At 70.8% G+C, this 25,365-nt stretch carries 29 protein-coding genes; 22 read left to right on the top strand and 7 right to left on the bottom strand.

Going from position 1 to position 25,365, the window contains the following annotated elements; translation table 11 throughout:
* Positions 1 to 135 precede the first annotated feature (135 nt).
* Positions 136 to 1,185, top strand: a complete 1,050-nt coding sequence (gene trpS / locus ACSQ1L_RS08995; protein WP_435994101.1) for a tryptophan--tRNA ligase — start codon at positions 136 to 138, stop codon at positions 1,183 to 1,185.
* A 68-nt stretch (positions 1,186 to 1,253) separates the two neighbouring features.
* A complete protein-coding gene (locus ACSQ1L_RS09000) occupies positions 1,254 to 1,934 on the top strand; it encodes a GNAT family N-acetyltransferase (RefSeq protein ID WP_435994103.1) in 681 nt (226 codons plus the stop codon).
* A 337-nt stretch (positions 1,935 to 2,271) separates the two neighbouring features.
* Here the strand turns inward: ACSQ1L_RS09000 and ACSQ1L_RS09005 are convergent, their stop codons facing one another.
* Positions 2,272 to 3,609 (bottom strand): RsmB/NOP family class I SAM-dependent RNA methyltransferase, encoded by a 1,338-nt coding sequence (locus tag ACSQ1L_RS09005; protein WP_435994264.1) that lies wholly within the window; start codon positions 3,607 to 3,609, stop codon positions 2,272 to 2,274.
* A gap of 47 nt (positions 3,610 to 3,656) precedes the next feature.
* On the bottom strand, positions 3,657 to 5,642 hold the full coding sequence (locus ACSQ1L_RS09010) for a potassium transporter Kup (protein ID WP_435994105.1): 1,986 nt from the start codon (positions 5,640 to 5,642) through the stop codon (positions 3,657 to 3,659).
* A 209-nt stretch (positions 5,643 to 5,851) separates the two neighbouring features.
* On the opposite strand from ACSQ1L_RS09010, the gene ACSQ1L_RS09015 reads away from it, so the two are divergent.
* Together ACSQ1L_RS09015 and ACSQ1L_RS09020 are read left to right on the top strand one after the other, a co-directional pair.
* Positions 5,852 to 6,322 (top strand): Rrf2 family transcriptional regulator, encoded by a 471-nt coding sequence (locus ACSQ1L_RS09015; protein WP_435994107.1) that lies wholly within the window; start codon positions 5,852 to 5,854, stop codon positions 6,320 to 6,322.
* 13 nt (positions 6,323 to 6,335) lie between these two features.
* A complete protein-coding gene (locus ACSQ1L_RS09020) occupies positions 6,336 to 7,142 on the top strand; it encodes an SDR family NAD(P)-dependent oxidoreductase (protein ID WP_435994109.1) in 807 nt (268 codons plus the stop codon).
* Here ACSQ1L_RS09020 and ACSQ1L_RS09025 read toward each other — a convergent pair.
* Entirely contained in the window at positions 7,139 to 7,837 is a 699-nt protein-coding gene (locus ACSQ1L_RS09025; protein WP_435994111.1) for a MarC family protein, read from the bottom strand. The two genes, ACSQ1L_RS09020 and ACSQ1L_RS09025, sit on opposite strands and share 4 nt — an antisense overlap.
* 102 nt (positions 7,838 to 7,939) lie before the next feature.
* Between ACSQ1L_RS09025 and pyrF the strand changes: the two genes are divergently transcribed.
* Positions 7,940 to 8,650, top strand: a complete 711-nt coding sequence (gene pyrF / locus ACSQ1L_RS09030) for an orotidine-5'-phosphate decarboxylase (protein WP_435994266.1) — start codon at positions 7,940 to 7,942, stop codon at positions 8,648 to 8,650.
* On the opposite strand, the gene ACSQ1L_RS09035 is transcribed toward pyrF, so the two are convergent.
* Positions 8,647 to 9,447, bottom strand: coding sequence for a hypothetical protein (locus tag ACSQ1L_RS09035; protein ID WP_435994113.1), 801 nt, complete (start codon positions 9,445 to 9,447; stop codon positions 8,647 to 8,649). The two genes, pyrF and ACSQ1L_RS09035, sit on opposite strands and share 4 nt — an antisense overlap.
* A 125-nt stretch (positions 9,448 to 9,572) precedes the next feature.
* Positions 9,573 to 9,815 carry a DUF1674 domain-containing protein gene (locus tag ACSQ1L_RS09040; RefSeq protein WP_435994115.1) on the bottom strand — a complete coding sequence of 81 codons (243 nt, stop codon included), beginning with the start codon at positions 9,813 to 9,815 and terminating at the stop codon, positions 9,573 to 9,575.
* An 88-nt stretch (positions 9,816 to 9,903) separates the two neighbouring features.
* Between ACSQ1L_RS09040 and htpX the strand changes: the two genes are divergently transcribed.
* The 7 genes from htpX (at position 9,904) to ACSQ1L_RS09075 (ending at position 15,137) form a co-directional block, all read left to right on the top strand.
* Entirely contained in the window at positions 9,904 to 10,890 is a 987-nt protein-coding gene (gene htpX, locus ACSQ1L_RS09045) for a zinc metalloprotease HtpX (RefSeq protein WP_435994117.1), read from the top strand.
* A gap of 52 nt (positions 10,891 to 10,942) precedes the next feature.
* The gene (locus tag ACSQ1L_RS09050; protein ID WP_435994119.1) at positions 10,943 to 11,227 is read left to right on the top strand and encodes a hypothetical protein; all 285 of its coding nucleotides are present in this window, start codon (positions 10,943 to 10,945) and stop codon (positions 11,225 to 11,227) included.
* A 101-nt stretch (positions 11,228 to 11,328) separates the two neighbouring features.
* Positions 11,329 to 12,561 carry an argininosuccinate synthase gene (locus ACSQ1L_RS09055; protein WP_435994121.1) on the top strand — a complete coding sequence of 411 codons (1,233 nt, stop codon included), beginning with the start codon at positions 11,329 to 11,331 and terminating at the stop codon, positions 12,559 to 12,561.
* Between the two features lie 108 nt (positions 12,562 to 12,669).
* Positions 12,670 to 13,143: a translation initiation factor IF-2 gene (locus ACSQ1L_RS09060; RefSeq protein WP_435994123.1), complete on the top strand. Its 474-nt coding sequence runs from the start codon at positions 12,670 to 12,672 to the stop codon at positions 13,141 to 13,143.
* A 110-nt stretch (positions 13,144 to 13,253) separates the two neighbouring features.
* Entirely contained in the window at positions 13,254 to 13,832 is a 579-nt protein-coding gene (locus ACSQ1L_RS09065; RefSeq protein WP_435994125.1) for a hypothetical protein, read from the top strand.
* Between the two features lie 41 nt (positions 13,833 to 13,873).
* The gene (locus ACSQ1L_RS09070) at positions 13,874 to 14,506 is read left to right on the top strand and encodes a LysE family translocator (RefSeq protein ID WP_435994127.1); all 633 of its coding nucleotides are present in this window, start codon (positions 13,874 to 13,876) and stop codon (positions 14,504 to 14,506) included.
* Positions 14,507 to 14,588: 82 nt separating this feature from the next.
* Complete coding sequence (locus tag ACSQ1L_RS09075; RefSeq protein WP_435994129.1) at positions 14,589 to 15,137, top strand: CC0125/CC1285 family lipoprotein; 549 nt, start codon at positions 14,589 to 14,591, stop codon at positions 15,135 to 15,137.
* Between the two features lie 90 nt (positions 15,138 to 15,227).
* On the opposite strand, the gene ACSQ1L_RS09080 is transcribed toward ACSQ1L_RS09075, so the two are convergent.
* On the bottom strand, positions 15,228 to 15,968 hold the full coding sequence (locus tag ACSQ1L_RS09080; protein ID WP_435994131.1) for a DUF6065 family protein: 741 nt from the start codon (positions 15,966 to 15,968) through the stop codon (positions 15,228 to 15,230).
* A 51-nt stretch (positions 15,969 to 16,019) separates the two neighbouring features.
* Here ACSQ1L_RS09080 and ACSQ1L_RS09085 point away from each other — a divergent pair, with 51 nt between their 5' ends.
* Positions 16,020 to 16,541: a prolyl-tRNA synthetase associated domain-containing protein gene (locus tag ACSQ1L_RS09085; RefSeq protein WP_435994133.1), complete on the top strand. Its 522-nt coding sequence runs from the start codon at positions 16,020 to 16,022 to the stop codon at positions 16,539 to 16,541.
* Positions 16,542 to 16,710: 169 nt separating this feature from the next.
* On the opposite strand, the gene ACSQ1L_RS09090 is transcribed toward ACSQ1L_RS09085, so the two are convergent.
* The gene (locus tag ACSQ1L_RS09090) at positions 16,711 to 16,920 is read right to left on the bottom strand and encodes a hypothetical protein (protein WP_435994135.1); all 210 of its coding nucleotides are present in this window, start codon (positions 16,918 to 16,920) and stop codon (positions 16,711 to 16,713) included.
* Between the two features lie 235 nt (positions 16,921 to 17,155).
* On the opposite strand from ACSQ1L_RS09090, the gene purH reads away from it, so the two are divergent.
* From purH to ACSQ1L_RS09135, 9 genes are all read left to right on the top strand, one after another.
* On the top strand, positions 17,156 to 18,760 hold the full coding sequence (gene purH / locus ACSQ1L_RS09095) for a bifunctional phosphoribosylaminoimidazolecarboxamide formyltransferase/IMP cyclohydrolase (RefSeq protein ID WP_435994137.1): 1,605 nt from the start codon (positions 17,156 to 17,158) through the stop codon (positions 18,758 to 18,760).
* Positions 18,761 to 18,879: 119 nt separating this feature from the next.
* Positions 18,880 to 19,635 (top strand): dienelactone hydrolase family protein, encoded by a 756-nt coding sequence (locus tag ACSQ1L_RS09100; protein WP_435994139.1) that lies wholly within the window; start codon positions 18,880 to 18,882, stop codon positions 19,633 to 19,635.
* A 19-nt stretch (positions 19,636 to 19,654) separates the two neighbouring features.
* Positions 19,655 to 20,554 (top strand): class I SAM-dependent methyltransferase, encoded by a 900-nt coding sequence (locus ACSQ1L_RS09105; RefSeq protein ID WP_435994141.1) that lies wholly within the window; start codon positions 19,655 to 19,657, stop codon positions 20,552 to 20,554.
* A gap of 14 nt (positions 20,555 to 20,568) precedes the next feature.
* Complete coding sequence (locus tag ACSQ1L_RS09110; protein ID WP_435994268.1) at positions 20,569 to 21,285, top strand: pseudouridine synthase; 717 nt, start codon at positions 20,569 to 20,571, stop codon at positions 21,283 to 21,285.
* Between the two features lie 31 nt (positions 21,286 to 21,316).
* Positions 21,317 to 21,955, top strand: coding sequence for a phosphoribosylanthranilate isomerase (locus tag ACSQ1L_RS09115; protein ID WP_435994143.1), 639 nt, complete (start codon positions 21,317 to 21,319; stop codon positions 21,953 to 21,955).
* Positions 21,956 to 22,017: 62 nt separating this feature from the next.
* Positions 22,018 to 23,202: a tryptophan synthase subunit beta gene (gene trpB / locus ACSQ1L_RS09120; RefSeq protein ID WP_435994270.1), complete on the top strand. Its 1,185-nt coding sequence runs from the start codon at positions 22,018 to 22,020 to the stop codon at positions 23,200 to 23,202.
* A gap of 3 nt (positions 23,203 to 23,205) precedes the next feature.
* A complete protein-coding gene (locus ACSQ1L_RS09125) occupies positions 23,206 to 23,634 on the top strand; it encodes a hypothetical protein (protein WP_435994145.1) in 429 nt (142 codons plus the stop codon).
* Entirely contained in the window at positions 23,631 to 24,461 is an 831-nt protein-coding gene (trpA, locus tag ACSQ1L_RS09130; RefSeq protein ID WP_435994147.1) for a tryptophan synthase subunit alpha, read from the top strand. The genes ACSQ1L_RS09125 and trpA overlap by 4 nt, the downstream gene beginning before the upstream one ends.
* A gap of 10 nt (positions 24,462 to 24,471) precedes the next feature.
* Positions 24,472 to 25,365 (top strand): acetyl-CoA carboxylase carboxyltransferase subunit beta, encoded by an 894-nt coding sequence (locus ACSQ1L_RS09135; RefSeq protein WP_435994149.1) that lies wholly within the window; start codon positions 24,472 to 24,474, stop codon positions 25,363 to 25,365.

Raw genomic sequence — 25,365 nt, forward strand, 5'->3', positions numbered from 1 at the left:
AGGCGATAAGCGCCATGGCCATGACGACTTCGGGACAGACCCGCGCCGGCCGGCGATGGCGCGGCTGATCTTCACCAGCGCCCCCGCGCGCGACCGCGCGCGCCTGATCCAGCCTTCTTCCCGAGTTCACGCCCCATGACCGACCAGACCCCGGCCCCCTCCGTTCCGGCCTACGGGGGCCCCCGCCGCATCCTGTCCGGCATCCAAGCCTCGGGCGCCCTGCACCTGGGCAACTACCTCGGCGCCCTGAAACGCTTCACCCAGCTGCAGGAGTCCGGCGCGCCCTGCTTCCTGTTCGTGGCCGACCTGCACGCCATCACCGTGTGGCAGGACCCGGCCCTGCTGGCTGCCCAGACGCGCGAGATCGCCGCCGCCTACCTGGCCTCCGGGCTGGACCCGGCGCGGTCGGTGATCTTCCCGCAGTCGGCGGTGCGGGCGCATGCCGACCTGGCGTGGATCTTCAACTGCACAGCCCGGCTCGGCTGGCTGGACCGGATGACCCAGTTCAAGGAGAAGTCCGGCAAGCACAAGGAGCGCTCGTCGGTGGGCCTCTACACCTATCCGGTGCTGCAGGCGGCCGACATCCTGCTCTACAAGGCCACCGAGGTGCCGACCGGCGAGGACCAGAAGCAGCATCTCGAGCTGACCCGCGACATCGCCGCCAAGTTCAACAACGACTTCGGCGTGCCCGGCTTCTTCCCGTTGCCGGAGCCGCTGACCCAGGGGCCGGCGCCACGGGTGATGAGCCTGCGCGACGGGGCGGCCAAGATGAGCAAGTCCGATCCCTCGGACCAGTCGCGCATCAACCTGACCGACGACGCCGACGCGATCACGGCCAAGATCCGCAAGGCACGGACCGACCCGGAGCCGCTGCCGGAGACGGTCGAGGAGCTGGACGCCCGGCCCGAGGCGAAGAACCTGGTGACCATCTACGCCGCCCTCGCGGACCTGACGCGGGAGCAGGTGCTGGCCGAGTTCGGCGGGCAGGGCTTCGGCGCCTTCAAGCCGGCGTTGGCCGACCTCGCCGTGGCCTCGATGGCCCCGGTGACGGCCGAGATGCGCCGCCTGATGGACGACCCGGCCGAGATCGACCGGGTGCTCAAGGACGGGGCCGAACGCGCCGCCGCCATCGCCGATCCGGTGCTCGACGAGGTCAAGAAGATCGTCGGCTTCTGGCGCGCGTGAGCGCGGTTTCCGGACCTCGCGCGACGGCCGTGGCTGACGACGCGCGTGTCACCCGCTAGAGCGGGGTCATGAGCGTCAACCATCCCCTCGACCGGCCGGCCCTGAACGCCCTGACGAGGCGACAGGCGCATCTGGCCATCACCGACGGTCCGGCGACCCGTTTCGATCCGGCCTATGCCCTGTTCGCGGCGGTGCAGGGGAACAACCCCGACTGGAGCGCGCTCCAGCGGCTGGCGCGCGCGACGGGACCGCTCGCCCTGTTCGAGGCGGCCGCGCCCGAGCCGCCCGGGTTCGAGCCGCTCGACCACATTCCCTGCCTCCAGATGCTCTGCGACGCCCTGACCCCCGGCGGGCGGGAGGTTGACGTCGTGGAGCTGACGGACGCCGACGGACCGGAGATGCTGGCGTTGGCGACCCTGACCCGCCCAGGTCCCTTCCTCGAAAAGACCCACCAGCTCGGCCCGTTCGTCGGCGTGCGGCGCGAGGGCCGTCTGGTCGCCATGGCGGGGGAACGGCTCAGTCTCGACGGCCACGGCGAGGTCAGCGGGGTCTGCACCCATCCCGACGCGCGCGGGCAGGGTCTCGCGGGCGCCCTGACGCGGATCGTGACGACGCGCATCCTGCAGCGGGGCGAAACCGCCCTCCTGCATGCGCGCGCCGCCCACGTCGAAACCATCGCCTTCTATGAGACGCTGGGATTCAGACCCCGGGCGCGGATCGACTACCGGCTGCTCGCTGCGGTCGACTGAGCACCCCGGCCCGGCGGGAGGGTCCGGGATGGCAGGGTTCGCCCTGAAAATTCGGCCCCGTCGCTTCATGAACAATTGCGGGGCATGTCCCGGTGATGGGATCGCCGCGCCTGGGCGGTGACGGCGGAGTTCTGAAGCTGTCAAAGACCAGGCCCGGCGGGCGTTTCTCCAGTATGCACGGGCCTGCGTCAGAAGCGGACGTGGGAGAGAATCGAGTCGGTTTGCCGGCGGCTTCGATGTGACCGGGAGTGTCGGAATGACGCGCGAAGTGTCGGGATGACAGGGTACGGGTTGGCAGGGTTTTCGGGAAAGGAGACCCTCTCCCATCGGGAGAGGGCTATTCGATGCAGTCCAGCCGGGCGATGAAGAAGCCGTCGAGGCCACCCTTCTCCGCCCACATCGAGGGCAGGATGCGCAGCCAGCCTTCAGGGGTCAGGGCCTCGTCGGGGGCGCCGAGCTCGGCCGGGACGGCGGGGGCGGTCTTGAAGGCGGGGTTGCGGCGCAGGAAGGCGATGACCTGGGTCTCGCCCTCTTCGCGCTCCAGCGAACAGACGCAATAGACCAGCCGGCCGCCCGGCTTCACCCGAAGGGCGGCGGCGTCGAGCAGGCGGTGCTGGACATCGGCCAGCTTGGCCACATCGGCGGGCTTGGTGGCGCGCAGGACCTCGGGATTGCGCCGGAAGGTGCCGGTGGAGGTGCAGGGGGCGTCGAGCAGGACGGCGTCGAAGACGCGCGGGTCGTCCCAGTCCTCGGCCGGCGTGGCCACGACCTCGGCGGCCAGGCGGGTGCGGGCCAGGTTGGCTTCGAGCCGCTTCAGGCGGGTCGCGGACCGGTCCAGCGCGACGACCGCGGCGCCGGCGGCGGCCAGTTGCAGGGTCTTGCCGCCGGGCGCGGCGCAGAAGTCGACGACGGTCTCGCCGGCTTTCGGGGCCAGCAGGCGGGCCGCGACCGCGGCGGCGGCGTCCTGCACCCACCAGGTTCCGTCGTCGAAGCCGGGCCAGCCGGCCACGTCGCCGCGCCGTCCGGTGCGCACGGTCCCGCCGGGCAGGACTTCCCCGTCCACCGCGTCGGCGACGGCGGCGGGATCGACCTCCGGCTTGATGCTGAGGTCGGTGGCCGGCTCCTCGCGGGTGGCCAGCGCCAGCCCGGCCAGGGCGGGCTCGCCGTAGGTCGCCCGCCAGCGCGCCGACAGCCAGTCGGGCAGGTTGGACTCGGCCGTGGTCAGGCCGGGGCCCTCGCGCTCGATGCCGCGCAGGACGGCGTTGACGAGATTCTTGTAGGGGCGGGTCTTCGGATCGCGCTCGGCCAGCTTCACGGCGGTGGAGACGGCGGCGAAGGCGGGGGTCTCGAGCACCAGGGTCTGGGCCAGGGCGACGCGCAGAATGGTGCGCACCGCCAGCGGCGGACCCTTCTGGAGCTTGCGGTCGAGGATCTGGTCGATCTCGCCCAGCCGGCGCAGGGCGGCCATGGCTACGGCGCGGGCGAAGGCGCGGTCGGGGCCGGGCAGGTCGGCGACCTCGCGGAACGACAGGGCGGCGTCCAGCCCGCCACGGCCTTCCAGCGCCGCGTTGAGCAGCACGCCGGCGGCCAGCCGCGCCTCGACGCCGATGTCGGCGGCCTCGTCGCGGGGCTGTTCGACCTTCGGCGGACGCGGCCCGCGCGACTTCTCGGCCATGCGGCGGCCGCGGGCGGCCGAGCTGCGGCCCCCGGTCGGTTCGCGGCTCACACCGACACCTGCGTGCCCAGTTCGACCACCCGCCCCGGGGGGATGTGGAAGAAGTCGGTCGGATTGGCCGCGTTGCGCATCAGGAAGATATACAGACGGTCCTGCCAAAGGGGCATGCCCTGGTTGGCCGACGGCACCAGCGAGCGGCGGCCGAGGAAGAAGCTGGTCGACATGATGTCGAACTTCAGCCCCTGCTGCTTGCGGCACAGATTGAGCGCCTTGGGCACGTTGGGCCGCTCCATGAAGCCGTAGGAGACGATCAGCTTCTTGAAGTCGTCCGAGATCGGCTCGATCCTGACCCGGTCGGCCGCGGAGACGCGCGGCCGGTCCGTGGTGCGCACGGTCAGGATGACGTTCTTCTCATGCAGCACCTTGTTGTGCTTGAGATTGTGCATCAGCGCGACCGGGGCGATGTCCGGGTCCGAGGTCAGGAAGATAGCCGTGCCGGGGGCCCGGTGCGGCGGCCTGGCGCGCAGCATCTCGATCAGGTCGGCGAGCGGCAGGCTGTCCTTGCGGGTCTTGGCGGTGACGATCTGCGTGCCGCGCACCCAGGTCCACATGATCAGGATCAGGATCACGCCGAGCGCCAGCGGGAACCAGGCGCCCTGCGGGATTTTCAGCAGGTTCGAGGTCAGGAAGACCAGATCGATGACCAGGAAGGGCGCGAGCGCGGCGAGGCTGACCGGCAGGCTCCACTTCCACAGCCGGCGCACGATGAACCAGGCCAGCAGGGTGTCGACGAACATCGAGCCGGTCACCGCGATGCCGTAGGCGGCGGCCAGGGCGGTGGAGGTCTGGAAGGTCGCCACCAGCGCCAGAACGCCGACCATCAGCATCAGGTTGACCGACGGCACGAAGATCTGGCCGGCCTGGCTTTCCGAGGTGTTGCGGATGTCGATGCGGGGCAGCAGGCCCAGCTGGACCGCCTGCTGGGTGACGGAGAAGGCGCCGGTGATGACCGCCTGCGAGGCGATGACCGTGGCGATGGTGGCCATGATCAGGACCGGCCAGTAGGCGAACTCGGGCACCATCTTCCAGAACGGATTGGCGAGCGCCGCCGGTTCGGCCAGCACCAGGGCGCCCTGGCCGAGATAGTTGAGGGTCAGGCAGGGCAGGACGAAGATCAGCCAACCCTGCCGGATCGGCGCCTTGCCGAAATGACCCATGTCCGCGTAGAGCGCCTCGGCGCCGGTCACCGCGAGGAAGACGCTGCCGAGGATGACGAAGCCGAGGAAGCCGTTGTCGATCAGGAACAGCACGCCGTAGTGCGGCGACAGGGCGCGCAGGATCGAGATGTCGTCGAAGATGTGCCACAGGCCGAGGCCGGCCAGGATCAGGAACCAGACCGCTGTCAGCGGGCCGAAGTAGCGGGCCACGCTGGCGGTGCCGCGCGACTGGATCATGAACAGGGCGATCAGGATGCCCGCCGCGATGGGCAGGATGAAGGGGCTGAGGGAGCTGCCGATCCCCGGCGCGTCGCGCAGGCCCTCGACCGCCGAGACGACCGAGATGGCCGGGGTGATCACCCCGTCGCCATAGAACAACGCCGCGCCGCAAACGCCGAGCAGGAAGACCAGGCCCGAGCGTCGGCCCATGGCCCGCTGGGCCAGCGCCATCAGGGCCAGGGTGCCGCCCTCGCCCTTGTTGTCGGCCTTCATCAGAAAGACGACGTATTTCAGGGTCACGACCAGGATCAGCGCCCAGAACACCAGCGAAACCACGCCCAGCACGGCCAGCTCGGCCGTGCCGCCGCTGCGGCTGTGGTGCAGCGCCTCGCGCATGGCGTAGAGCGGGCTGGTGCCGATGTCGCCGAACACCACGCCGATGGCGCCGATGATCAGGCCCCATTTGCCGGCCTTGACGTGACCGCCTTCGCCGGCCGCCGCGGGGTGCGGGTGGGCCGGTGCGACGGACTTGTCCTGGGGGGAGGGGGAATTCGCGGCGGGCTTGCCGTCTTCACCTTGGGGAGGGGCCCCGACCATGAAGTGCCTCCGGGACGCCGCAACAGTGCGGTTCCCATCAAACGAGCGGCGAGCCTTTAGGCCCTTTCATCCGCCGGTTCAATCGTGCTGCAGGTGCGAAGGTTGCACCGGCCGCAGCGGTCCGGGAGGCCCCGGGGAGTTGAACGACGCCGGCGAACGGGCCCCCGTTTGTGAAAGCGCCGCCGACATCCTATCTTGTGGATAACGCCATGTCAGACAGCCAACGATTTCCCGTCGCCGCCCACGCCCTGGCCTATCTGGCCCACAAGGGCGCCTACTCGCCGGCCGAGGCCGCGCCGAGCGCGGTTCTGGCCGCCTCGATCCCGACCAATCCGGTGGTGGTGCGGCGCGTGACGGCGCTGCTGGCCAAGGCCGGGCTGATCGCCACCCGGCCCGGCGTTTCGGGCGGGGCCTGGCTGCTGCACCGGCCCGAAGCCATCACACTGGACGCGGTGTTGCGGGCCGTGAACGGGTGCGCCCACCTCGGCTCGCCGCCCGCTGGGGCGCAGAACTGCCCGGTCAGCACCCACATTCCCCGACAGGTGGCCAAGGCCCTGACCGCCGCCGACCGCGCCGCCGGCGAGGCGCTGGCCAAGATCACCATCGCCGACCTGCTGGCCGAGGACCCGCCGTCGCTGGCGGCCTTCGCGCCGCATTCGTCCTGCCCCGTTGCGGCCTGAGTTCGGGGACCGCGTGAAGTCCAACGTCCGCCGGACGGCCCTGATCACCGGCGCCTCCGCCGGGATCGGCGCGGCGCTGGCCCGGGTGTACGCGGCCGAAGGCTGGGACCTGATCCTCACCGCCCGCCGCCAAGCGCCGCTGCAGGCGCTCGCGGCCGAACTGGCCGGACGGGGCGCGGCCGTGGCCGTCATCCCCGAAGATCTCGCCGACCCGGACGCGCCGCGCCGCCTGTTCGAGGCGATCAGGGCGAAGGGCCTTGCGGTCGACGGCCTGGTCAACAACGCCGGCTTCAGCCGCACGGCCGGCTTCCTCGAAGCGGAGCCGGAGGCGCACGCGGCGATGATCCGGGTCATGCTGACCGCGCCGGTCGAGCTCGCCCGGCTGTTCGCCCCCGGGATGGTCGGGCGGGGCTATGGCCGCATTCTCAATGTCGCCTCGCTGGCCGGACGGATGCCGGCGACCGGGGGCGACACCCTGTACGGGCCGATCAAGAGCTTCCTGATCAAGGCCTCGCAGGGGCTTCATCTGGAGCTGCGCGGGACCGGGGTGCACGTCACCGCCCTGTGCCCCGGCTACACCCTGACCGAATTCCACGACGCCAACGGCACGCGGGCGGAGGTCTCGGCGGCCTGGCCGGGCTGGATGTGGATGGATGCGGAGCGGGTGGCGCGCATCGGCTACGATGCGGTCGAGGCCAACCGGCCGAGCGTCACGCCGGGGGTGATGAACAACCTGCTGGCGGGGCTGGCCAAACACCTGCCGGACCGGCTGGCGCTGGCCATGGTCGGCGGGCACGCCAGGCGGCTGAAGCGGATCTAGTGTCCGCCGGTCGGGTAGGGCGTCGTGGCGATGGTGCTGAACATGCCCGGGATGGCTTCCGACAGGCCGGAGAGCATGAACTGGATGGCCAGGGCGCACAGGATCAGGCCCAGCACCCGGACGACGACCGCCATGCCGACGTCGCCGAGCAGGCGGCTTAGCGGACCGGTCAGGGCGAAGCAGACGAAGCTGACGAAGCCGACCGCCCCGATGGCCGCGAGGGCGGCCATGGTCCCGGTCGGGCCGATCTGCTCGCCCTCGCCGGCGACGATGATGACCGTCGAGATGGCCCCGGGGCCGATCACCAGCGGGATGGCGAAGGGCACGATCAGCCGCTTGAAGCGGCGCCGGGCGTAGCCGCGCACGTCGAGCGCGTCCGAGGAGGCGTCGGCGTCGGCGAACATCTTGAGGAAGTCTTCGCGCACCATGTCGAGGCCGAGCAGCAGCAGGAGGATGCCGCCGGCGATGCGGAAGGCGGCCATGGAGATGCCGAAGAACTGCAGCAGCGCCAAGCCGGTGAACAGGAAGAAGGCCAGAAAGACCACGGCGAAGAGGCAGATCAGCGCCGAGACCGAGATGCGCTGACGCAGCGACGCGCCCGCCGTGGCGGCGGCGAAGATCGGCAGGTTGCCGATCGGGTCCATCAGGGCGAACAGGGCCACGAACAGGTTGACGCCCAGATCGACCGCGTTCATGTGCTGACCTCGCCCTGCAATTCACCGTTCACGGCCATCAAGGCTGACGCCCGCGCGCGCGTCCAGTCCTGATTGAGCCAAAGGAGCGACGTCATGACGACCCTGTTGACCGACCCCCGCCTGATCGTCGGCCTGGACCTGCCGTCGATCGACGCGGCGCGGGCCATGGTGGAGCGGCTGGGGGCGACGGTGTCGGCCTACAAGGTCGGGCTCACCCTGCTGGCGCGGCCGGGCGGCGTGGCCTTCGCCCACGAACTGCGGGCCGCCGGCAAGGCGGTGTTCCAGGACTGGAAGCTGCACGACATCGGGGCCCAGGTGGAGGGCGCGGCGCGAGCCGTGGCCGAGGGCGGCTGCGACCTGCTGACCGTCCACGCCGAGCCGCAGGTGATGCGCGGCGCGGTCAAGGGGCGCGACGCGGCGGGAACGGCCACGAAACTGCTGGCGGTGACGGTGCTGACCAGCCTGTCGGACGCCGACCTGGCCGAGATCGGCTATGGTTTCGTCGCCGGCGACCTGGTCGAGCGACGGGTGCGGCAGGCGCTGGATTGCGGCGTCGACGGCGTGGTGTCGAGCCCGCTGGAGGCGGCCCGGGCCCGGGCGCTGGCGGACGCGGCGGGCCGGCCGGACTTCCTGATCGTCACGCCCGGGGTGCGCCCCGAGGGCGCGGACAAGGGCGACCAGCAGCGGGTGGCGACGCCGCGCGCGGCGCTGCAGGCGGGCGCGAGCCATCTGGTCGTGGCCCGGCCGGTGGTGGCGGCCGACGATCCGTTGTCGGCGGCTTCGGCCATCGTCGGGTCGATCGCGGGGGTCTAGCCGCGCTCTCCGGGTTCCTGCCGGTACTGCTGGCGGGGCGGTTCGGGGCGCGGCTCGTAGGGCCGCGGATACGACGGCGGCTCATAGCGCGGCGGCTCGGGCAGGTAGGCCGGCGGATAGGGGGCCGGACCGCGGTCATGGCAGTCGCAGTCGCGGCCCTCGATATAGCCGCGCTCGTAATCGCCGATGCCGTAGTCCGGATCCTCGACCGGCCCGTCATAGGCGTAGGTCCCGTACTCCTCGTAGGCCACGTATTCCTCGTAGCTTTCGTAGGACTGGTGCGACCGCTCTTCCCGGGCGTCGTGGCGTTCGCTGTAGCCGTAGCGGCCGCCGCGGTCGTCGGTGTCGTACGCGTGTTCATAGCGGCCGCCGCAGGAGGGCGGGCGGCGTCCGTCGCGCCCGAAGCCGGTGACCATATAGCCGAACGGCGCGCTGGCGCAGGCGAGCACGCGGCGGTCGATGTCGTAGTAGACCGGCGCGCCGACATAGCCGTAGCCGCCCGCGTCGCCGCCATAGCCGCCGCCGACATAGACGGTTCCGCCGTAGCCGCGGCCGCGGGCGCCGCCGACATCATAGGTGCGGGCGTTGAAATGCGAGGTCGCGGAGGCCTCGGCCGAGGCGCGGGCGTGGGCGTTCACATTGATGTTCACATTGCGCGAGCCGCCGCCGTGGCCGCAGCAGGGTCCGGCCGGCGGTCCGGGCGGAGGGTTGTGATGGCCGCCGCCCCTCGGATCGCCGGCCAGGGCGGGTCCCGCCGCGAGAAGGGCGAGGATGGCGGAAAGCGTTAACGCGCGCATGACACGGACTCCGGAGACTGGAGCCACTCTAAGTTATTGGAAAGAAAAGGGTCCGGAATGCACCGAGGGGGCGAAATCGGGGCCGTGTCATTCCCCCCGACGGAGTCGGCGCTAACCCTTCGGCCTCAGAAGTCGACGGCGAGACCCTTCTTCTCCCAGTCGCCGTAGCGGGTCGGTTCGGGTCCGCGCGGGCCGCCGTGCTCGGGCTGCAGCGCTGTCCCGGCCTCGGCCGCGCGGCGCCCGGCCGCCTCCAGCAGGGCCCGGCGCGCGGCGTCGCCCAGCGGCCGCTCCGGCGTGGCGTGCGGCACGTCGGTGTTGAAGGCGGGGGCGTTGAAGGCGGCGTCGTCGGGGGTGGGTTGATCGGTCACAGCGGTCCTGCCTTGAGCCAAAGCCCGGGACTGCACAAGTTAGCGCCCGTCGCCCGCCGCGCCAGAGCCGATCGAGTTTTTCCCGCCTATGAACCACCTCAAGACCTTCGCCCTGCTGGCCGCCCTGACCGCGCTGTTCGCCGGCCTCGGCTATCTGATCGGCGGCGCGACGGGCATGCTGATCGCCCTGGTCGTCGCCGGGGGCATGAACCTGTTCAGCTACTGGAACGCCGACAAGATCGTCCTGAAGATGTACCGGGCCCAGCCGGTCGACGAGAGTCATCCCAATGCGGTGGTTCGCGCCTATGTCGGCGACGTGGTGCAGATGGCGCGGGACGCCGGCCTGCCGCGTCCGGTTGTGGCCATCATCCCCAACGACCAGCCCAACGCCTTCGCCACCGGCCGCAATCCGGAGAACGCCGCCGTGTGCGCCACCACCGGCCTGCTCGACATGCTGACCCGTGAGGAGATCCGCGGAGTCATGGCGCACGAGCTGGCCCATGTGAAGAACCGCGACACCCTGACCATGACGGTGACCGCCACCGTGGCGGGGGCGATCGCGGCCCTGGCCAATTTCGCCCTGTTCTTCGGCGGCGGCGACGACCGCGAGCGGCCGGGCGGCCTGATCGGCGCCCTGGCGCTGATGATCCTCGCGCCGATGGCGGCCGGGCTGGTGCAGATGGCCATCAGCCGGACCCGCGAATACGAGGCCGACCGGGTCGGGGCCGAGATCGCCGACGACCCCGCGTCGCTGGCCTCGGCCCTGCAGAAGATCGAGGGGTATTCGAAGCGCATCGTCAACGTCACCGCCGAGCGCAATCCGGCCTCGGGCCAGCTGTTCATCATCAACCCTCTGGCGGGACGCGGCGCCGACAACCTGTTCTCGACCCACCCCAACACCGGCAACCGCGTGCGGGCGCTGATGGAGCTGGGGGCGAGGATGGGGTTGGGACCGCGTCCTGCTGTGGCGCCCGCCACGGCCGGGATGTCCACCTCCGTCTCGAAGACGCCGCCGGTGCGAGCCTCGACCAGCGTCCCATCGACGCCGCCGGATCGTCGCGGTCCCTGGGGCTGACCCGTCCCTGCCCGAACCTTGCCGCCGGGCGTCGCGCTGTTAAGGTCCGGCCATGGCGGATGAACTCGAGACCGTCGAGGACGCCGCGGCGACCTTGCTCAACGGCGTGATGATCACCTTGCTGGGCGCGGCCCTGCCGGCGTTGTTCGTCTGGCAGGCCATCCGCCAGTGGGGATCCTGGACGCTCGACCCGAGCTGGGCGACGTTTGCGGACGCCGCGCCGCTGGTGTTCCTGTCGATCTTCAGTCTGCAGTTCGTCCGGTGCGGTATCGGCCTGGCCCGACGCGGCGGCTCGGCTCTCGTGCGACGGCGACCTCCAGCGGCCGGGGCGGACTGAAACGTCGCTCCCGGCCCGCCGCAATCCCGCCCTTGCATCGCCGGGCGTCTGGTCCTTTAAGCGCGCGCAGCGCCTCCCCGCGTTCGACCAAGGACCTCCTCATGACCCTGCCCGCGCCCAAGAAGGTCGTGCTCGCCTATTCCGGCGGGCTGGACACCTCGATCATCCTCAAATGGCTGCAGACCGAATACGGCGCGGAGGTCGTGACCTTCACCGCCGACCTCGGCCAGGGCGAGGAGCTGGCGCCGGCGAAGGAGAAGGCGCTCAAGCTGGGCATCAAGCCCGAGAACATCTTCATCGACGACCTGCGCGAGGAGTTCGTGCGCGACTACGTCTTCCCGATGTTCCGCGCCAACGCCCTGTACGAGGGGCAATACCTGCTCGGCACCTCGATCGCCCGGCCGCTGATCGCCAAGCGCCAGATCGAGATCGCCCGCCAGGTCGGCGCCGACGCCGTCTGTCACGGCGCCACCGGCAAGGGCAACGACCAGGTCCGCTTCGAGCTGGGCTACTATGCGCTGGAGCCCGACATCCGGGTCGTGGCGCCGTGGCGCGAGTGGGACTTCAAGTCGCGCGAACACCTGCTCGACTTCGCCGAGAAGCACCAGATCCCGATCTCCAAGGACAAGCGCGGCGAGGCCCCGTTCAGCGTCGACGCCAACCTTCTGCACTCCTCGTCCGAGGGCAAGGTGCTGGAGGACCCGGCGGTCGAGGCCCCCGAGTTCGTGCACCAGCGCACGATCAGCCCTGAGGATGCGCCGGACACGCCGACTGTCATCACCATCGGCTTCGAGAAGGGCGATGCGGTCTCGATCAACGGCGAGGCGATGAGCCCGGCGACCCTGCTGACCGCCCTCAACCAGCATGGCCACGACAATGGCATCGGCCGTCTGGATCTGGTCGAGAACCGCTTCGTCGGCATGAAGTCGCGCGGCGTCTACGAGACCCCTGGCGGGACCATCCTGCTGGCGGCGCACCGGGGCATGGAGTCGATCACCCTCGACCGCGGCGCCATGCACCTGAAGGACGAGCTGGCGGTCAAATACGCCCACCTGATCTACAACGGCTTCTGGTTCTCGCCCGAGCGCGAGATGCTGCAGGCTGCGATCGACCATTCGCAGGCGAAGGTGTCGGGCACGGTCCGGGTCAAGCTCTACAAGGGCAATGCGACGGTGATCGGCCGCGAGAGCCCGCACAGCCTGTACGACCAGGAGCTGGTCACCTTCGAGGACGGGGCCGTGGCCTACGACCAGAAGGACGCCGCCGGCTTCATCAAGCTGAACGCCCTGCGCCTGCGCGTGCTGGGCAAGCGGGACCAGCGCGACCGGGACTGACGCGAATCTACCGGGGGACGGCCGTCAGAAATGGCCTCGTGCTCGCCCCGGTTTGGCGCCACCCTGCGCGCAGGAGCATGGGCTCCTTCGACGCATCAGGAACCCGTCATGTCTCTTCGCATCGTTCTCGCCGCTTCCGCCGTTCTGGCCTTCGCCGCGCCTGCCTTCGCCCAGGACGCCCCCGCCGCGCCGCCAGCCGCCGAGGCCGCCGATCCGGCCGAAGCGGCGCTGGAGGCCAGGAGCGAGGTCTTCCAGGCCCGCATGGAGGCCATGGGCGGCGAGATGGAGGCTGCGATCGCGGCCGGCGGCGATCAGGCCCGCATCACCGCTTCGCTCGACGCCATTGTGGCCCAGTACCAGCCCGAGGCGGATGCCTTCGCCGGCGAGCTTCAGGCCTTCTTCGACGCCAAGGCGAGCACGGGGACCGAGGAAGAGAAGACCCAGATGGCCGCGGCCGCGGCCCAGGTCATCCCGATGATCAGGGGCATTCCCGCCATGGTTCGCGGTCAGGTCGAAACGGCGGCCGGCGCCGCCGCCGGAGCCGCGGCCGGTGCGGCGCCCTCGCCCGCCCCGGCCGAGTAAGACCCGCGCGAAGGGGGCGGCGGGCGCAGGCGTCCGCCGCCTTACCGCGATTTCACTTGAGGCGGAGCGGCGTTGGGCGGAGTTTGCGCGGGTCCTTCAGGAGCCCCGCCATGATCAAGGCCCTTTCCCTCGCCGCCGCCCTCGCCATCCTGCCGCTCTCGGCCGCCGCCGCGCAGGAACCGGAGACCACCGGGGCCGCTGCTACCGCCGCCGAAGCCGCCATCGAGGCCGCCGCCGAGCGATTCGAGCTGCGCATGGAGGAATTCGGCGAGCGCGCCGAGGCCCTCAGCGCCGACGAGAGCCTGCCCGAGGAACAGCGCGAGGCCCGTGTCGCCGCCCTGTGGGGCGAATATGCGCCGGATGTCCAGGCCTTCACCGCCGTGGTCACCGAACACGCCGCGACGATCGCCGGCCAGGCCCTGGCCGAGGTCGACATCGAGGCGCTGGTCGCCGAAGCCATGTCCGAGGTCAACATGTCCGGGGCCATGGCCATGGCCGGCGGCATGGCCGCCAACGGCTCCTGGGCGTCCAACGATCCCGAGCACATGGCCACCTACGGTCTGATGGCCGACTACGCCATCGGCGGCGCCCTGGACGAGGTCGACGAGGCCATGGACGAGCTCGACGCCGCCACGGCGGAGATCGCCGTCGAGGCCGAAATCGCGCCGGCGGAACCCGCCGCCGACTGATCCCGCTTGACCCGGGAGACGTGTGACGCGACACGGCGGCGATGTCCGGCCTGCCCGTCGATCCGCGCCTCTATCTGACCTTCCTCGGAGTCATGGCCGTGATGGCCTGGACGCCCGGGCCCGCCAACCTGTTTTCGGTGGCCAACGGCGTCCAGCGCGGACCCGCCGCCGCCATGGCCGGCGTGATCGGCATGAACGCCGCGACCCTGGTCTGGTTCGCGGCCGCGGCGCTGGGGCTCGGGGCGCTGGTGATCGCGTTTCCCGAGGTGTTCCGGCTGATCTCCATCGGCGGGGCGCTGTATGTGGCGTGGCTGGGGGTCAACGCCCTGCGCGGGGCGTTCCGCACCGCCGCCGACCCGCACGCGCCGATCATCCGGTTGGGCCGCAGCGCCCTGGTGGACGGCTTCATGGTCCAGATCGCCAACCCCAAGGCGGTGTTGTTCTTCACCGCCGTGCTGCCGCCGTTCCTCGACGTAGACCGGCCGGCGGCGGCGCAGCTGGCCCTGTTCGCGGTCGCCACCATCGGCATGGACGTGCTCTCGATGTCCGCCTACGGTCTGGGTGGGGCGGCGCTGGCCCGTCGCATGTCGGAGCCGCGTTTTCAGCGCGGCTTCGCCTTGGTCACCGGCGGCCTGCTGCTGGCGGCGTCGGTGCTTATTGTCTCGCGATTATAAAGGCTTGTTGCCCGGCGGAACCGCGTTGTTCATGTGCCGTTCAGCAGGAAAGGCGTCTGCTGGGCGCCCAAGGAGAATTCAGATGAAGACCCGCGTCCTCAAGCCCGTCCTGCTGGCCATGACGGCGGCGCTGGCCCTTTCGGCCTGCGCGACGGCGACTCCCTACGGCCCGGCTGGACAGGGCAGCCGCTACGGCTATTCCGACGTGCGGATCGACGAGACCCGCTTCCGCGTCAGCTTCGCCGGCAATTCGGTGACCTCGCGCGAGCAGGTCGAGATGGGCCTGCTGCTGCGCGCCGCCGAGGTGACGCTTGAGAGCGGCCACGACTGGTTCGCCACGGTCAACCGCGCCACCGACCGCGATGTGCGCTATTCGGCCTCGCCCGACCCGTTCTACTATGACCGCTACAGCCCGTTCTGGGGCCCGTCATGGCGCTACTACCGCCGCGGCTTCTGGAGCCCGTGGTACGATCCGTTCGGTCCGAGCATGGATATCCGCGAGATCGACCGCTACGAGGCCACCGCCGAGATCGTGGTCGGGAACGGGCCCAAGCCCGCCGGCGATCCGAACGCCTTCGACGCCCGCGAGGTGATCCAGAACCTCGGACCGCGGGTGCCGCGGCCGGTGTAGGAGCGAGGGATTGGGGAAGAGGGATTAGGGATTAGGATCGGGGCGACCAGCACCCCACCTCCCTGACCTCTCATCCCTAATCCCTAATCCCTATCCCAGCCTCGGCGCCTTCAGCCGCCGCTTGTTCGTATGCGTCTCGGGCGCCGCGCCCAGGTCCTCGGGCAGCTCGCCCTTGAAGTAGAAGCGCTGCCACGCCTCCTTGGCGGCGTCGGGGTCGCCCGAGGCCAGCCGCTTGTTGAAGTCCGTGCGCTGGCGGTTCCAGGCCTCGAACTGGCCCTTCATCACCGGGTTGGACTCGATCGAGCGGATCACCGGTTCGAAGGCCTCGGCCTTGCGGTGCTCGATCGGGGTGATGAAGCAGAACGGCTCGCCGCGCTCGAACTTGACCCGGCCCGGGCGGGTGAAGATCCAGTTCATGGTGAAGGGGAAGGGCAGCCAGTCGGTCTCGACCAGGCCGGTCAGGGGGGCGATGCCGTCCTTGACGTGATTGGGCGCGCCGGTGACCAGCAGGCCCCAGCCCGGGGGCGTCCGGAACAGATACTGCGGATGCAGGGTCATCACCCCGCGCGAGAAGTGCGAGGTGACGAAGTGGTGCAGGTTGGGCGAATGCCGGTCGGGGGTGATGACGATGTCGTTCTGGCTGGGTCCGCCGTTCCATTCGGCGGTGAAGCCGATCGGACACAGCACCTCCCAGCCGGTGGTGTTGGCCATGGTCAGCGGCAGGCAGCGGTAGGGGTGGCGGCTGGGGAAGGCGTCCATCCAGTCGCGCGGCTGGCGGCCCGGCACCAGGTCGCACGGCTGGTCCGACATCGGGTAGCATTCCAGTTCCACGGCGGCGCTCCGGAGGGTATCGGGGATGGTTCTCATCCCTAGCGGGGCCCCATGACCCAAGACAAGCCGCCCGCCTTCGACCGCGACCGCCTGCTGGCGTGGATGGCGGCGAACGGCGTGGCGCAGACGACGCACGACCATCCGGCGGTGTTCCGCGTCGAGGAGGGGCTGGAGCTGAAGGCCGCCCTGCCCGGGGCGCACACCAAGAACCTGTTCCTCAAGGACAAGAAGGGGAAGCTGTGGCTGATCTCGGCCCGGCAGGACACGATCATCGACCTGAAGCGGGCGCCCAAGACGATCGGCTCGGACCGGCTGTCGTTCGGAAACGAGGGGCTGCTCTATGAGACCCTCGGCCTGACGCCGGGCTCGGTGACGGCGCTCGGCCTGATCAATGACGCCGTCCAGCGCGTGACCTTCGTCCTCGACAAGGCCCTGTGGGACGCGGATGTGGTCAACTTCCATCCCCTGACCAACACGGCGACGACGGCGCTGACGCAGGACGCGTTCCGGCGCTTCCTGGCGTTGATCGGGCGGGAGCCGATCGTGGTCGATTTCGATCAGTTGGCGGGCTGATCGGACGGTTCCGGGCTCCGTTGTGATCCGTCGGCGACACGGAAAAGCGCCGCCGAGGTGAGCCAGAGAAGCGAAAAGCCGCCGCTGAAAAGCAGAGCATTTGTGGAGGCGCCGGGCTGGCTCGCCGTGGATGGCGCCGTGGCGGTCAGAAGGCCGAGCGCCGCATGCATCACGGCCACCCCAGCATGGTTCGCGCCATGCCGGAGGCCCGGAACATGGCCGCGAAACTCCCCACGCCCGCCGCGAGGATGACCATGAAATACCCCTCGGCCGAACCGTCGTCGCGCACCACGGTCGTCCATACGGTCAGAAGCGAGGTTACGGCCGCCACGGCGAGCCCCGCCGTGAAAGCCCAACCAGTCTTGTCGGATCGAGTCATGTTTCCTGCTCCTCATCTCCGGTGATGAACCATGGCCACGCTAGGGGGCCCGTTCCGGCGACGTCATGAGGGAACCATGAGCAAGTCGTGAGCGCGGAGCCGGGGCGGCGCGTTTCCGAGCGGCTGGGCCGCCGGACCCGTTTCGCCACTCGATCGCTCGACCGAGGTTCTATCCCGCCGCGGACAATGCTAGAGCCCCGCGCGTCTCCCCGACCTCCAGCATACGGACGCCGCCATGCCCGCCGCTCCCGACTTTCCCCCCGCGCCCGACCGCGTGGCGCCGAAGCGCGCGCTGATCTCGCTGAGCGACAAGACCGGGCTGGAGGACGCGGCCCGCGCCCTGCACGACCTCGGCGTCGAACTGGTCTCGACCGGCGGCACCCGCGCCGCCATCGCCGGCTTCGGCCTGCCGGTGAAGGACGTCGCCGACCTGACCGGCTTCCCCGAGATGATGGACGGCCGGGTCAAGACGCTGCACCCGGTGGTGCACGGCGGCCTGCTCGGGGTGCGCGACGAACCCTCGCATGCGCAGGCGATGACCGAACACGGCATCGGCGGCATCGATATCGCCTGGATCGACCTCTATCCGTTCGAGGCGACCGTGGCGGCGGGCGGCGGCTTCGAGGCGGCGGTCGAGAACATCGACATCGGCGGCCCGGCCATGATCCGCTCGGCCTCGAAGAACCACGGCTACGTCGCCGTCTGCGTCGACAAGGCCGGTCTGGACGAGGTGCTGGCCGCGCTGAAGGCCGACGGCGCCACCTCGCTGGACCTGCGCAAACGCCTCGCCGCCCGCGCCTTCGCCCGCACCGCCGCCTATGACGCCGCCGTCTCCGGCTGGTTCGCGCAGCAGGTCGGGGACGCCGCCCCGGCCCGCAAATCCATCGCCGGCGCGCTGGCCCAGACCCTGCGCTACGGTGAGAACCCGCACCAGACGGGGGCCTTCTACCGCACCGGCGAATCCCGCCCGGGCGTGGCCAACGCCCGCCAGCTCCAGGGCAAGGAGCTGGGCTACAACAACATCGCCGACGCCGACGCCGCCTATGAGCTGGTCGCCGAGTTCGAGGCCCCGGCCTGCGTCATCGTCAAACACGCCAACCCCTGCGGCGTCGCCGTCGGGACCGATCTGGCGACGGCCTACGCCCGGGCGCTGGAGTGCGACGCCGTCTCGGCCTTCGGCGGCGTCATCGCCGTCAACCGCACCCTGACCGCCGCCGACGCGAAGCTGATCACCGACATCTTCACCGAGGTGGTCATCGCCCCGGGGGCCGACGAAGAAGCGCAATCGATCTTCGCCGCCAAGAAGAACCTGCGCCTGCTGCTCACCGACGGCCTGCCCGATCCGCTGGCGGCCGGCGAGGTGTTCCGCTCCGTCGCGGGCGGCTTGCTCGTCCAGTCGCGCGACCGCAGCCGCATCGCCCCCGCCGACCTCAAGATCGTCACCCGCCGCCAGCCGACGCCGCAGGAGATCGAGGACATGCTCTTCGCCTTCACCGTGGCCAAGCACGTCAAGTCCAACGCCATCGTCTACGCCAGGGACGGCCAGACCGCCGGCATCGGCGCCGGCCAGATGAACCGCCGCGACTCGGCCCGCATCGCCGCCATCCGCGCCCGCGAGGCGGGCGAGGCCAAGGGTCTGGCGCACTCGCTGGCCCAGGGCAGCGCCTGCGCCTCCGAAGCCTTCTTCCCCTTCGCCGACGGCCTGCTCGAGGCGGTGGCGGCCGGCGCCACGGCGGTGATCCAGCCGGGCGGCTCGATCCGCGACGACGAGGTCATCGCCGCCGCCGACGAAGCCGGCGTGGCCATGGCCTTCACCGGCGTGCGCGTGTTCCGGCATTAAGCATCGGGCGCAGCCCTCGCGACGCGGTGGTTCGCTCCCTCGGGCCGTCATCCCCGGATGAAGCCCCGAGGGCGACGGACGGTGTGTGGCGGGGCGGCAAAAGCGGCTAAGCTTCTTCCATGGACACCCTCTCCCAGCGCTGGGCCCGGCTCGAGCCCCACACCACCATGGTCGGCCCCGACAACGACCGGCCGCGCCCGGCAGTGCTGCTCTTCCACGGCTGCGGCGGCCTGCGCGGTCATCTGCCCAAATACGCTGAAGTCGCCCGGCAGGCAGGCTGGCGCGCCTTCACCGTCGATTCATACGCCCCGCGCGGCTGGAGCCGCGAGTTCGCCATGGCCACGGTCTGCACCGGCCTGCTGCTGCGCGGCCACGACCGGGCGGGCGACATCCTGGCCACCCTGTACGGTGTGTCCCAACGACCTGACGTCGACGCCTCGAAGATCGTCCTCGCCGGCTGGAGCCACGGCGGCTGGGGCATCATGGAGGCGATGAGCGCCGACCGATCCCGCCCGGCGCTGGGCGTCGCCGATCCCGGACGCGTCGCCCTCGACGGCGTGGTCGGAACGTATCTCGCCTACCCCTACGTCGGCGTCGCCGCCTTCAACCGCATGCGCCCGTGGCGGCACTGCCCGAAGACCCTGGCCGTGATCGCCCGCTCCGACCACCTGACCACCGTCCGCAACGCCGAACGCATCCACGCCATGATCCGCGACTGCGGCGCCGAGGTCGAAACCTGGGTCGCCGACGGCAGCCACAGCTTCGACGAACCGACCAGCGCCCCGCCCATGAAATACGACCCCGACCTGACCGACGAGGCCCTGCGCCGCTTCGGGGCCCTGCTCCACGACGTGGCCGTCGCGCCGCCGGCCTGATCGGTCTATGGACCCGACCATGACGACCCTCCTGTACGGCCGCCCCCCGGCGGTGTTCGATCCGCCCGGCGACGCGATCCAGACCTCGCCCCTGATCCCCGGCTCGACCGCGCTTGAAACGGTGGCCGAAGGCTCGGCCGACGTCGCCATGATCTACGCGCCGCCCGGAGTGCTGGAGCGGCGTTACACCCTGGCGCTGGCGCTGCGGGCGCTGAAGCCCGGCGGGCGGCTCGACGTCATGGCCCCCAAGGACAAGGGCGGCTCGCGGCTGAAGAAGGAGCTGGCGGCCTTCGGCGTCGAGGTCGGCGAGAGCGCCAAGGCCCATCACCGACGCTGTGTGGTGATCCGGCCGGCGAGGGTGACGGGGCTGGACGAGGCGATCGACGCGGGCGCGCCGAGGATCGTGCCGGGGCTGGAGGCGTGGTCGCAGCCGGGCGTGTTCGCCTGGGACCGCCTCGACGCCGGGACCATGGCGCTGGCCCAGACCCTGCCGCCGCTGAAGGGCGCGGGCATCGACCTCGGCTGCGGCTACGGGGCGCTGGCCACGGTGGTGCTGCGCTCGCCGGAGGTGACCGCGCTGCGGCTGGTCGACCTCGACCGGCGGGCGGTCGAGGCGGCGAAGAAGAACGTGACCGATCCGCGCGCGGGCTTCGAATGGGCCGATGTGCGGACGCTGGAGGACGGCGCCGAGCTCAATTTTGCGGTCAGCAATCCGCCGTTCCACGACGGCGGGGCCGAGGACAAACGGCTGGGGCAGGCCTTCATCCGCAAGGCCGCCGGACTGTTGAAGAAGGGCGGGGTGCTGTGGCTCGTCGCCAACCGCCACCTGCCCTACGAGGCCGAGCTGAACGCCGCCTTCAGGCGCGTCGACATGATCGCCGACGCCGGCGGCTACAAGGTGTTCGAGGCGGTGAAGTGAGCAAACCTTCGACCATGCGGGTCGACCGCCTTCTCGGTTCGATGGGCTACGGCTCGCGCAATGAAATGGCCCGGCTGGGCAAGGCCGGCGGCATCGTGCTGGACGGGGCCGAGCTGACCGACGTGTCGAAACGGATCGCGGTGACACCGGACCTGCCGTCGCGGATGGAGGTCGACGGCCAGCCGCTCGACCCGCCGCCGGGCCTCGTGCTGATGCTGCACAAGCCGCTGGGCATGACCTGTTCGCACAAGGAGGACGGGGCGCTGGTCTATGACGTCCTGCCCGACCGCTGGCGGCGCCGCGACCCGGCCATCTCGACCATCGGCCGGCTCGACAAGGCGACCACCGGCCTGCTGCTGCTCACCGACGACGGCGACCTGCTGCACCGGGTGATCTCGCCCAAACGCCACGTGGCCAAGGTCTATCGCGCCACGCTGGCGCGGCCGCTGGCTGGAACCGAGGCCGAGCTGTTCGCCGCCGGCGGGCTGGTGCTGGAGGGCGAGGACAAGCCGCTGGCCCCCGCCGCGCTGGAGGTGCTGTCGCCGGTCGAGGCGCGCCTGACCGTGACCGAGGGCCGCTACCACATGGTCCGGCGCATGTTCGCCGCCGTGGGCAATCATGTCGAAGCCCTGCACCGTGAGCGGGTCGGCGGTCTGGCCCTGCCGGACGACCTGGCCCCGGGCCAGTGGCGGCTGCTGACGCCGGACGAGATCGACAGCCTCTTCGCTTGACCTCGGGCGGGCGCGCCGCCACCTGCTCCCCATGACCTCCGTCAAGATCTGCGGCCTGACCACAGCGGAAACGCTCGACGCCGCCCTGGCCGGGGGCGCGGCCTTCGTCGGCGCGGTGGTGTACCCGAGGAGTCCGCGCCACATCGATCCGCTGCACGCCGCGACCCTGTTCGAGCGGGCGCGAGGGCGGGCGAAGGTGGTGGCGGTCACCGTCGACGCCGACGACGCCCTGCTGACCGAGATTGCCCTGATCCTCAAGCCGGACCTGATCCAGCTGCACGGCTCCGAAACCCCGGCGCGGGCGGAACGGGTGCGGACCCTGACCGCGGCCGGGGTCATCAAGGCCCTGCCCATCCGTGTGCATGAGGATTTCGCCGAGGCGGAGGCCTGGGAGCCGTTCGTCGAGCATCTGATGTTCGATGCGAAGCCGCCGGAGGGATCGGACCTGCCGGGCGGGGTGGGCGCGCGGTTCGACTGGACGCTGCTGGCTGACCGGGCCTTCCGCCGGCCGTGGTTCGTGGCGGGCGGGCTGACACCCGCCAATGTCGGGGAGGCGATCACGATTTCGGGTGCGCCCGCCGTCGATGTGTCCTCTGGCGTGGAAACCAGCCCCGGTGTTAAGGACCCTCACCTGATCGCGGCTTTCCTCGAGGCGGCGCGGTCGGCCTGATTTCCGCCGCTCCCCCGCGCGAGTTTGCCCCCGTGAACGCCATTCTCCCCAACAGCTACGCCATGCCCGACGCCGAGGGCCGCTTCGGCCCCTATGGCGGGCGTTTCGTGGCCGAGACGCTGATGCCGCTGATCCATCAGCTGAACGACGCGTACGAGGCGGCGAAGGCGGATCCGTCGTTCCAGGCCGAGCTGGACGGCTTCCTGACCGACTATGTCGGGCGGCCCAGCCCGCTGTACCTGGCCGAGCGGCTGACGGCCCACTACGGCGCGGCCGACATCTGGTTCAAGCGCGACGAGCTGAACCACACCGGCGCGCACAAGATCAACAACTGCATGGGCCAGATCCTGCTGGCCATGCGGATGGGCAAGACCCGCATCATCGCCGAGACCGGGGCCGGCCAGCATGGCGTGGCGACGGCGACGGTGTGCGCCCGCTTCGGCCTGCAGTGCGTCGTCTACATGGGCGCGACCGACGTCGAGCGGCAGATGCCCAACGTCTTCCGCATGAAGCTGCTGGGCGCCGAGGTGGTGCCGGTGACGTCCGGGCGGGCCACGCTCAAGGACGCCATGAACGAGGCGATGCGGGACTGGGTGACCAATGTCGAGGATACCTACTACCTGATCGGCACGGCGGCCGGTCCGCATCCCTATCCGGCCATGGTGCGCGATTTCCAGGCGGTGATCGGGCGCGAGGCGCGGGCCTCGATGCTGGCGCGGAGGGGCAAGCTGCCGGACGCCTGCGTGGCGGCGATCGGCGGCGGGTCGAACGCCATCGGCCTGTTCCACCCGTTCATCGAGGACGCCGGCGTGCGGCTGATCGGGGTCGAGGCGGCCGGACGCGGGCTGGACGGCCCCGATCACGCGGCCTCGCTGCAGGGCGGACGCCCGGGCGTGCTGCACGGCAACCGGACCTATCTGCTGCAGGACGACGACGGGCAGATTCTCGAGGGTCACTCCATCTCGGCCGGGCTCGACTATCCGGGCATCGGGCCGGAGCACGCCTGGCTCAAGGACATCGGCCGCGCCGAATATCGCGCCACGACCGACGCCGAGGCCCTGGAAGCCTTCCAGCTGTGCTCGAAGCTCGAGGGGATCATTCCGGCGCTGGAGCCCAGCCATGCCCTGGCCCGCGTCGGCGAGATCGCCCGGGAAGTGGGCAAGGGCGGCGACGTCGTGCTCAATATGTGCGGGCGGGGCGACAAGGACATCTTCGCCGTGGCGAAGCATCTCGGCGTGGAGCTCTAGACCATGAAACTCATCCTTCTGGCCGCCGCGGCGGCGCTGTTCACCGGTCCGGCGATGGCGCAGTCGCCGTTGCCCGACGTGCCGACCCTCGCCGGCGCGACATCCGCGCCGGACTGCGGCAACCTGTATGGCCTGGCCGGCAAGGCCTTCTGCGTCAGCGCCCCGCTCGCCGGGATCGGCGCCCTGGCCGACGCCTATGTCGCCGAACTCGAGGGGCGGGGCTGGCTGGCGGCCGGGGGCGACGCCAACCGGGTGGTGTTCGTGAAGCGCCGCGAGGGCGGCGGCTGCGACGGTCTTCAGATGCAGGCCTTCTACGACACCTCGCGCCCCGCCGGACCGGAGGCGACCGGCTATCTCGGCTTCGGCCTGATCCCCGGCGACGTGTGCGCCGCGGGTGAGCCCGGCGCGGCGGCGGACGCTCCGCAGCCATGACCACCGCACGCATCGACGCCCGGTTCGCGGCGCTGAAGGCCGAAGGCCGGGCCGGCTTCGTCGCCTATGTGATGGCCGGCGATCCGACCCGGGAGCAGGCGCTGGAGATTCTGCGCGGCCTGCCGGCGGCGGGGGCCGACATCATCGAACTGGGCTTTCCCTTCTCCGACCCGATGGCCGAGGGGCCGCCGATCCAGCGCGCAGCCCTGCGCGGCCTCAAGGCCGGGCTGACGCTGAAGGGCACGCTCGATCTGGCGCGGGCCTTCCGCGAGGGCGACGCCGACACGCCGGTGATCCTGATGGGCTACCTCAATCCGATCGAGACCTACGGCTACAGGGCCTTCGCCGACGACGCGGCGGCGGCGGGGGTCGACGGGGTGATCGTGGTCGACTGTCCGCCGGAGGAGGCCGGGCCGCTGTCGGACGCGCTGGACGCGGCGCAGGTGTCGCTGATCCGGCTGGCCACGCCGACCTCGGACGACGCCCGGCTGAAGATCATCGCCCGGCGCACCTCGGGCTTCGTCTACTATGTCTCGGTGGCCGGGGTGACCGGGGTCAAGGAGGCGCAGGCGGGATCGGTGGCGCCCGCGGTCGAGCGGGTGCGCAAGGCCTCGGGCCTGCCCGTCGCCGTCGGCTTCGGCGTCAGGACCCCCGAGCGAGCGGCCGAGATCGCCCGCGTGGCCGACGCCGTCGTGGCCGGCTCGGTGCTGGTCGACGAGGTGGCGGCGGCGCTTGAGGCGAACGAACCGGCCGCCGGGCGCGTTCTGGCCAGGGTCAGGGCCCTCGCGAACGCGGTCCGGGGTGCAAGGACGCCGGAAACCGTCTAAAGCGCCGCTCATGGTCGACAAGAACAAACCCCAGCAGGAGAAGCGCGGCGGCTGGCTGTCCCGCTTCGCCCCCGGCGTGCGCAAGATCGTCAGCCGGCGCGACACGCCCGACAACCTGTGGGTCAAGGACCCCGACACCGGCGAGATGCTGTACCGGTCCGACCTCGAGGCGTCGCTGTGGGTCACGCCGACCGGTCGCCACATGCGCATCGACGCGCCGACGCGGCTGCGCTTCACCTTCGACGGCGGCTCCTATGAGCCGATCGAGACGCCCGATGTCCCAGAGGACCCGCTGAAATTCTCGGACGGCAAACCCTACAAGGACCGCCTGTCGGCGGCGCGCAAGGCGAGCGGGCGCAAGGACACCATGGCTATCGGCTTCGGCGAGCTGGACGGCACGCCGGCGGTGGTCATCGTGCAGGACTTCACCTTTATGGGCGGGTCGCTGGGCATGGCCGCGGGCGAGGCCTTCATCGCCGCGGCCCGGGCCGCGATCGAGCGCGGCGTGCCGCTGGTCTGCTTCACGGCGGCGGGCGGGGCGCGGATGCAGGAGGGCGCGCTCAGCCTGATGCAGATGGCCCGCACCACCCTGGCCATCCAGGAACTGAAGGCGGTCCAGCTGCCGTTCGTGGTGGTGCTGACCGACCCGACCACCGGCGGGGTGACCGCCAGCTACGCCATGCTCGGCGACGTGCACCTGGCCGAGCCGGGGGCCCTGATCGGCTTCGCCGGCCCGCGCGTCATCGAGGCCACCATCCGCGAGAAGCTGCCGCCGGGCTTCCAGCGCGCCGAATACCTGCAGGAAAAGGGCATGGTCGACCGCGTGGTCACGCGGGCCGAGCTGCCGACGGTCCTGGGCCGGATCCTGTCGATGCTGATGGGCGGGAAGCGCCGGGCCGCCTAG

The organism is Brevundimonas sp. LjRoot202, from assembly GCF_964253355.1.
In the GTDB taxonomy this organism is placed as follows: domain Bacteria; phylum Pseudomonadota; class Alphaproteobacteria; order Caulobacterales; family Caulobacteraceae; genus Brevundimonas.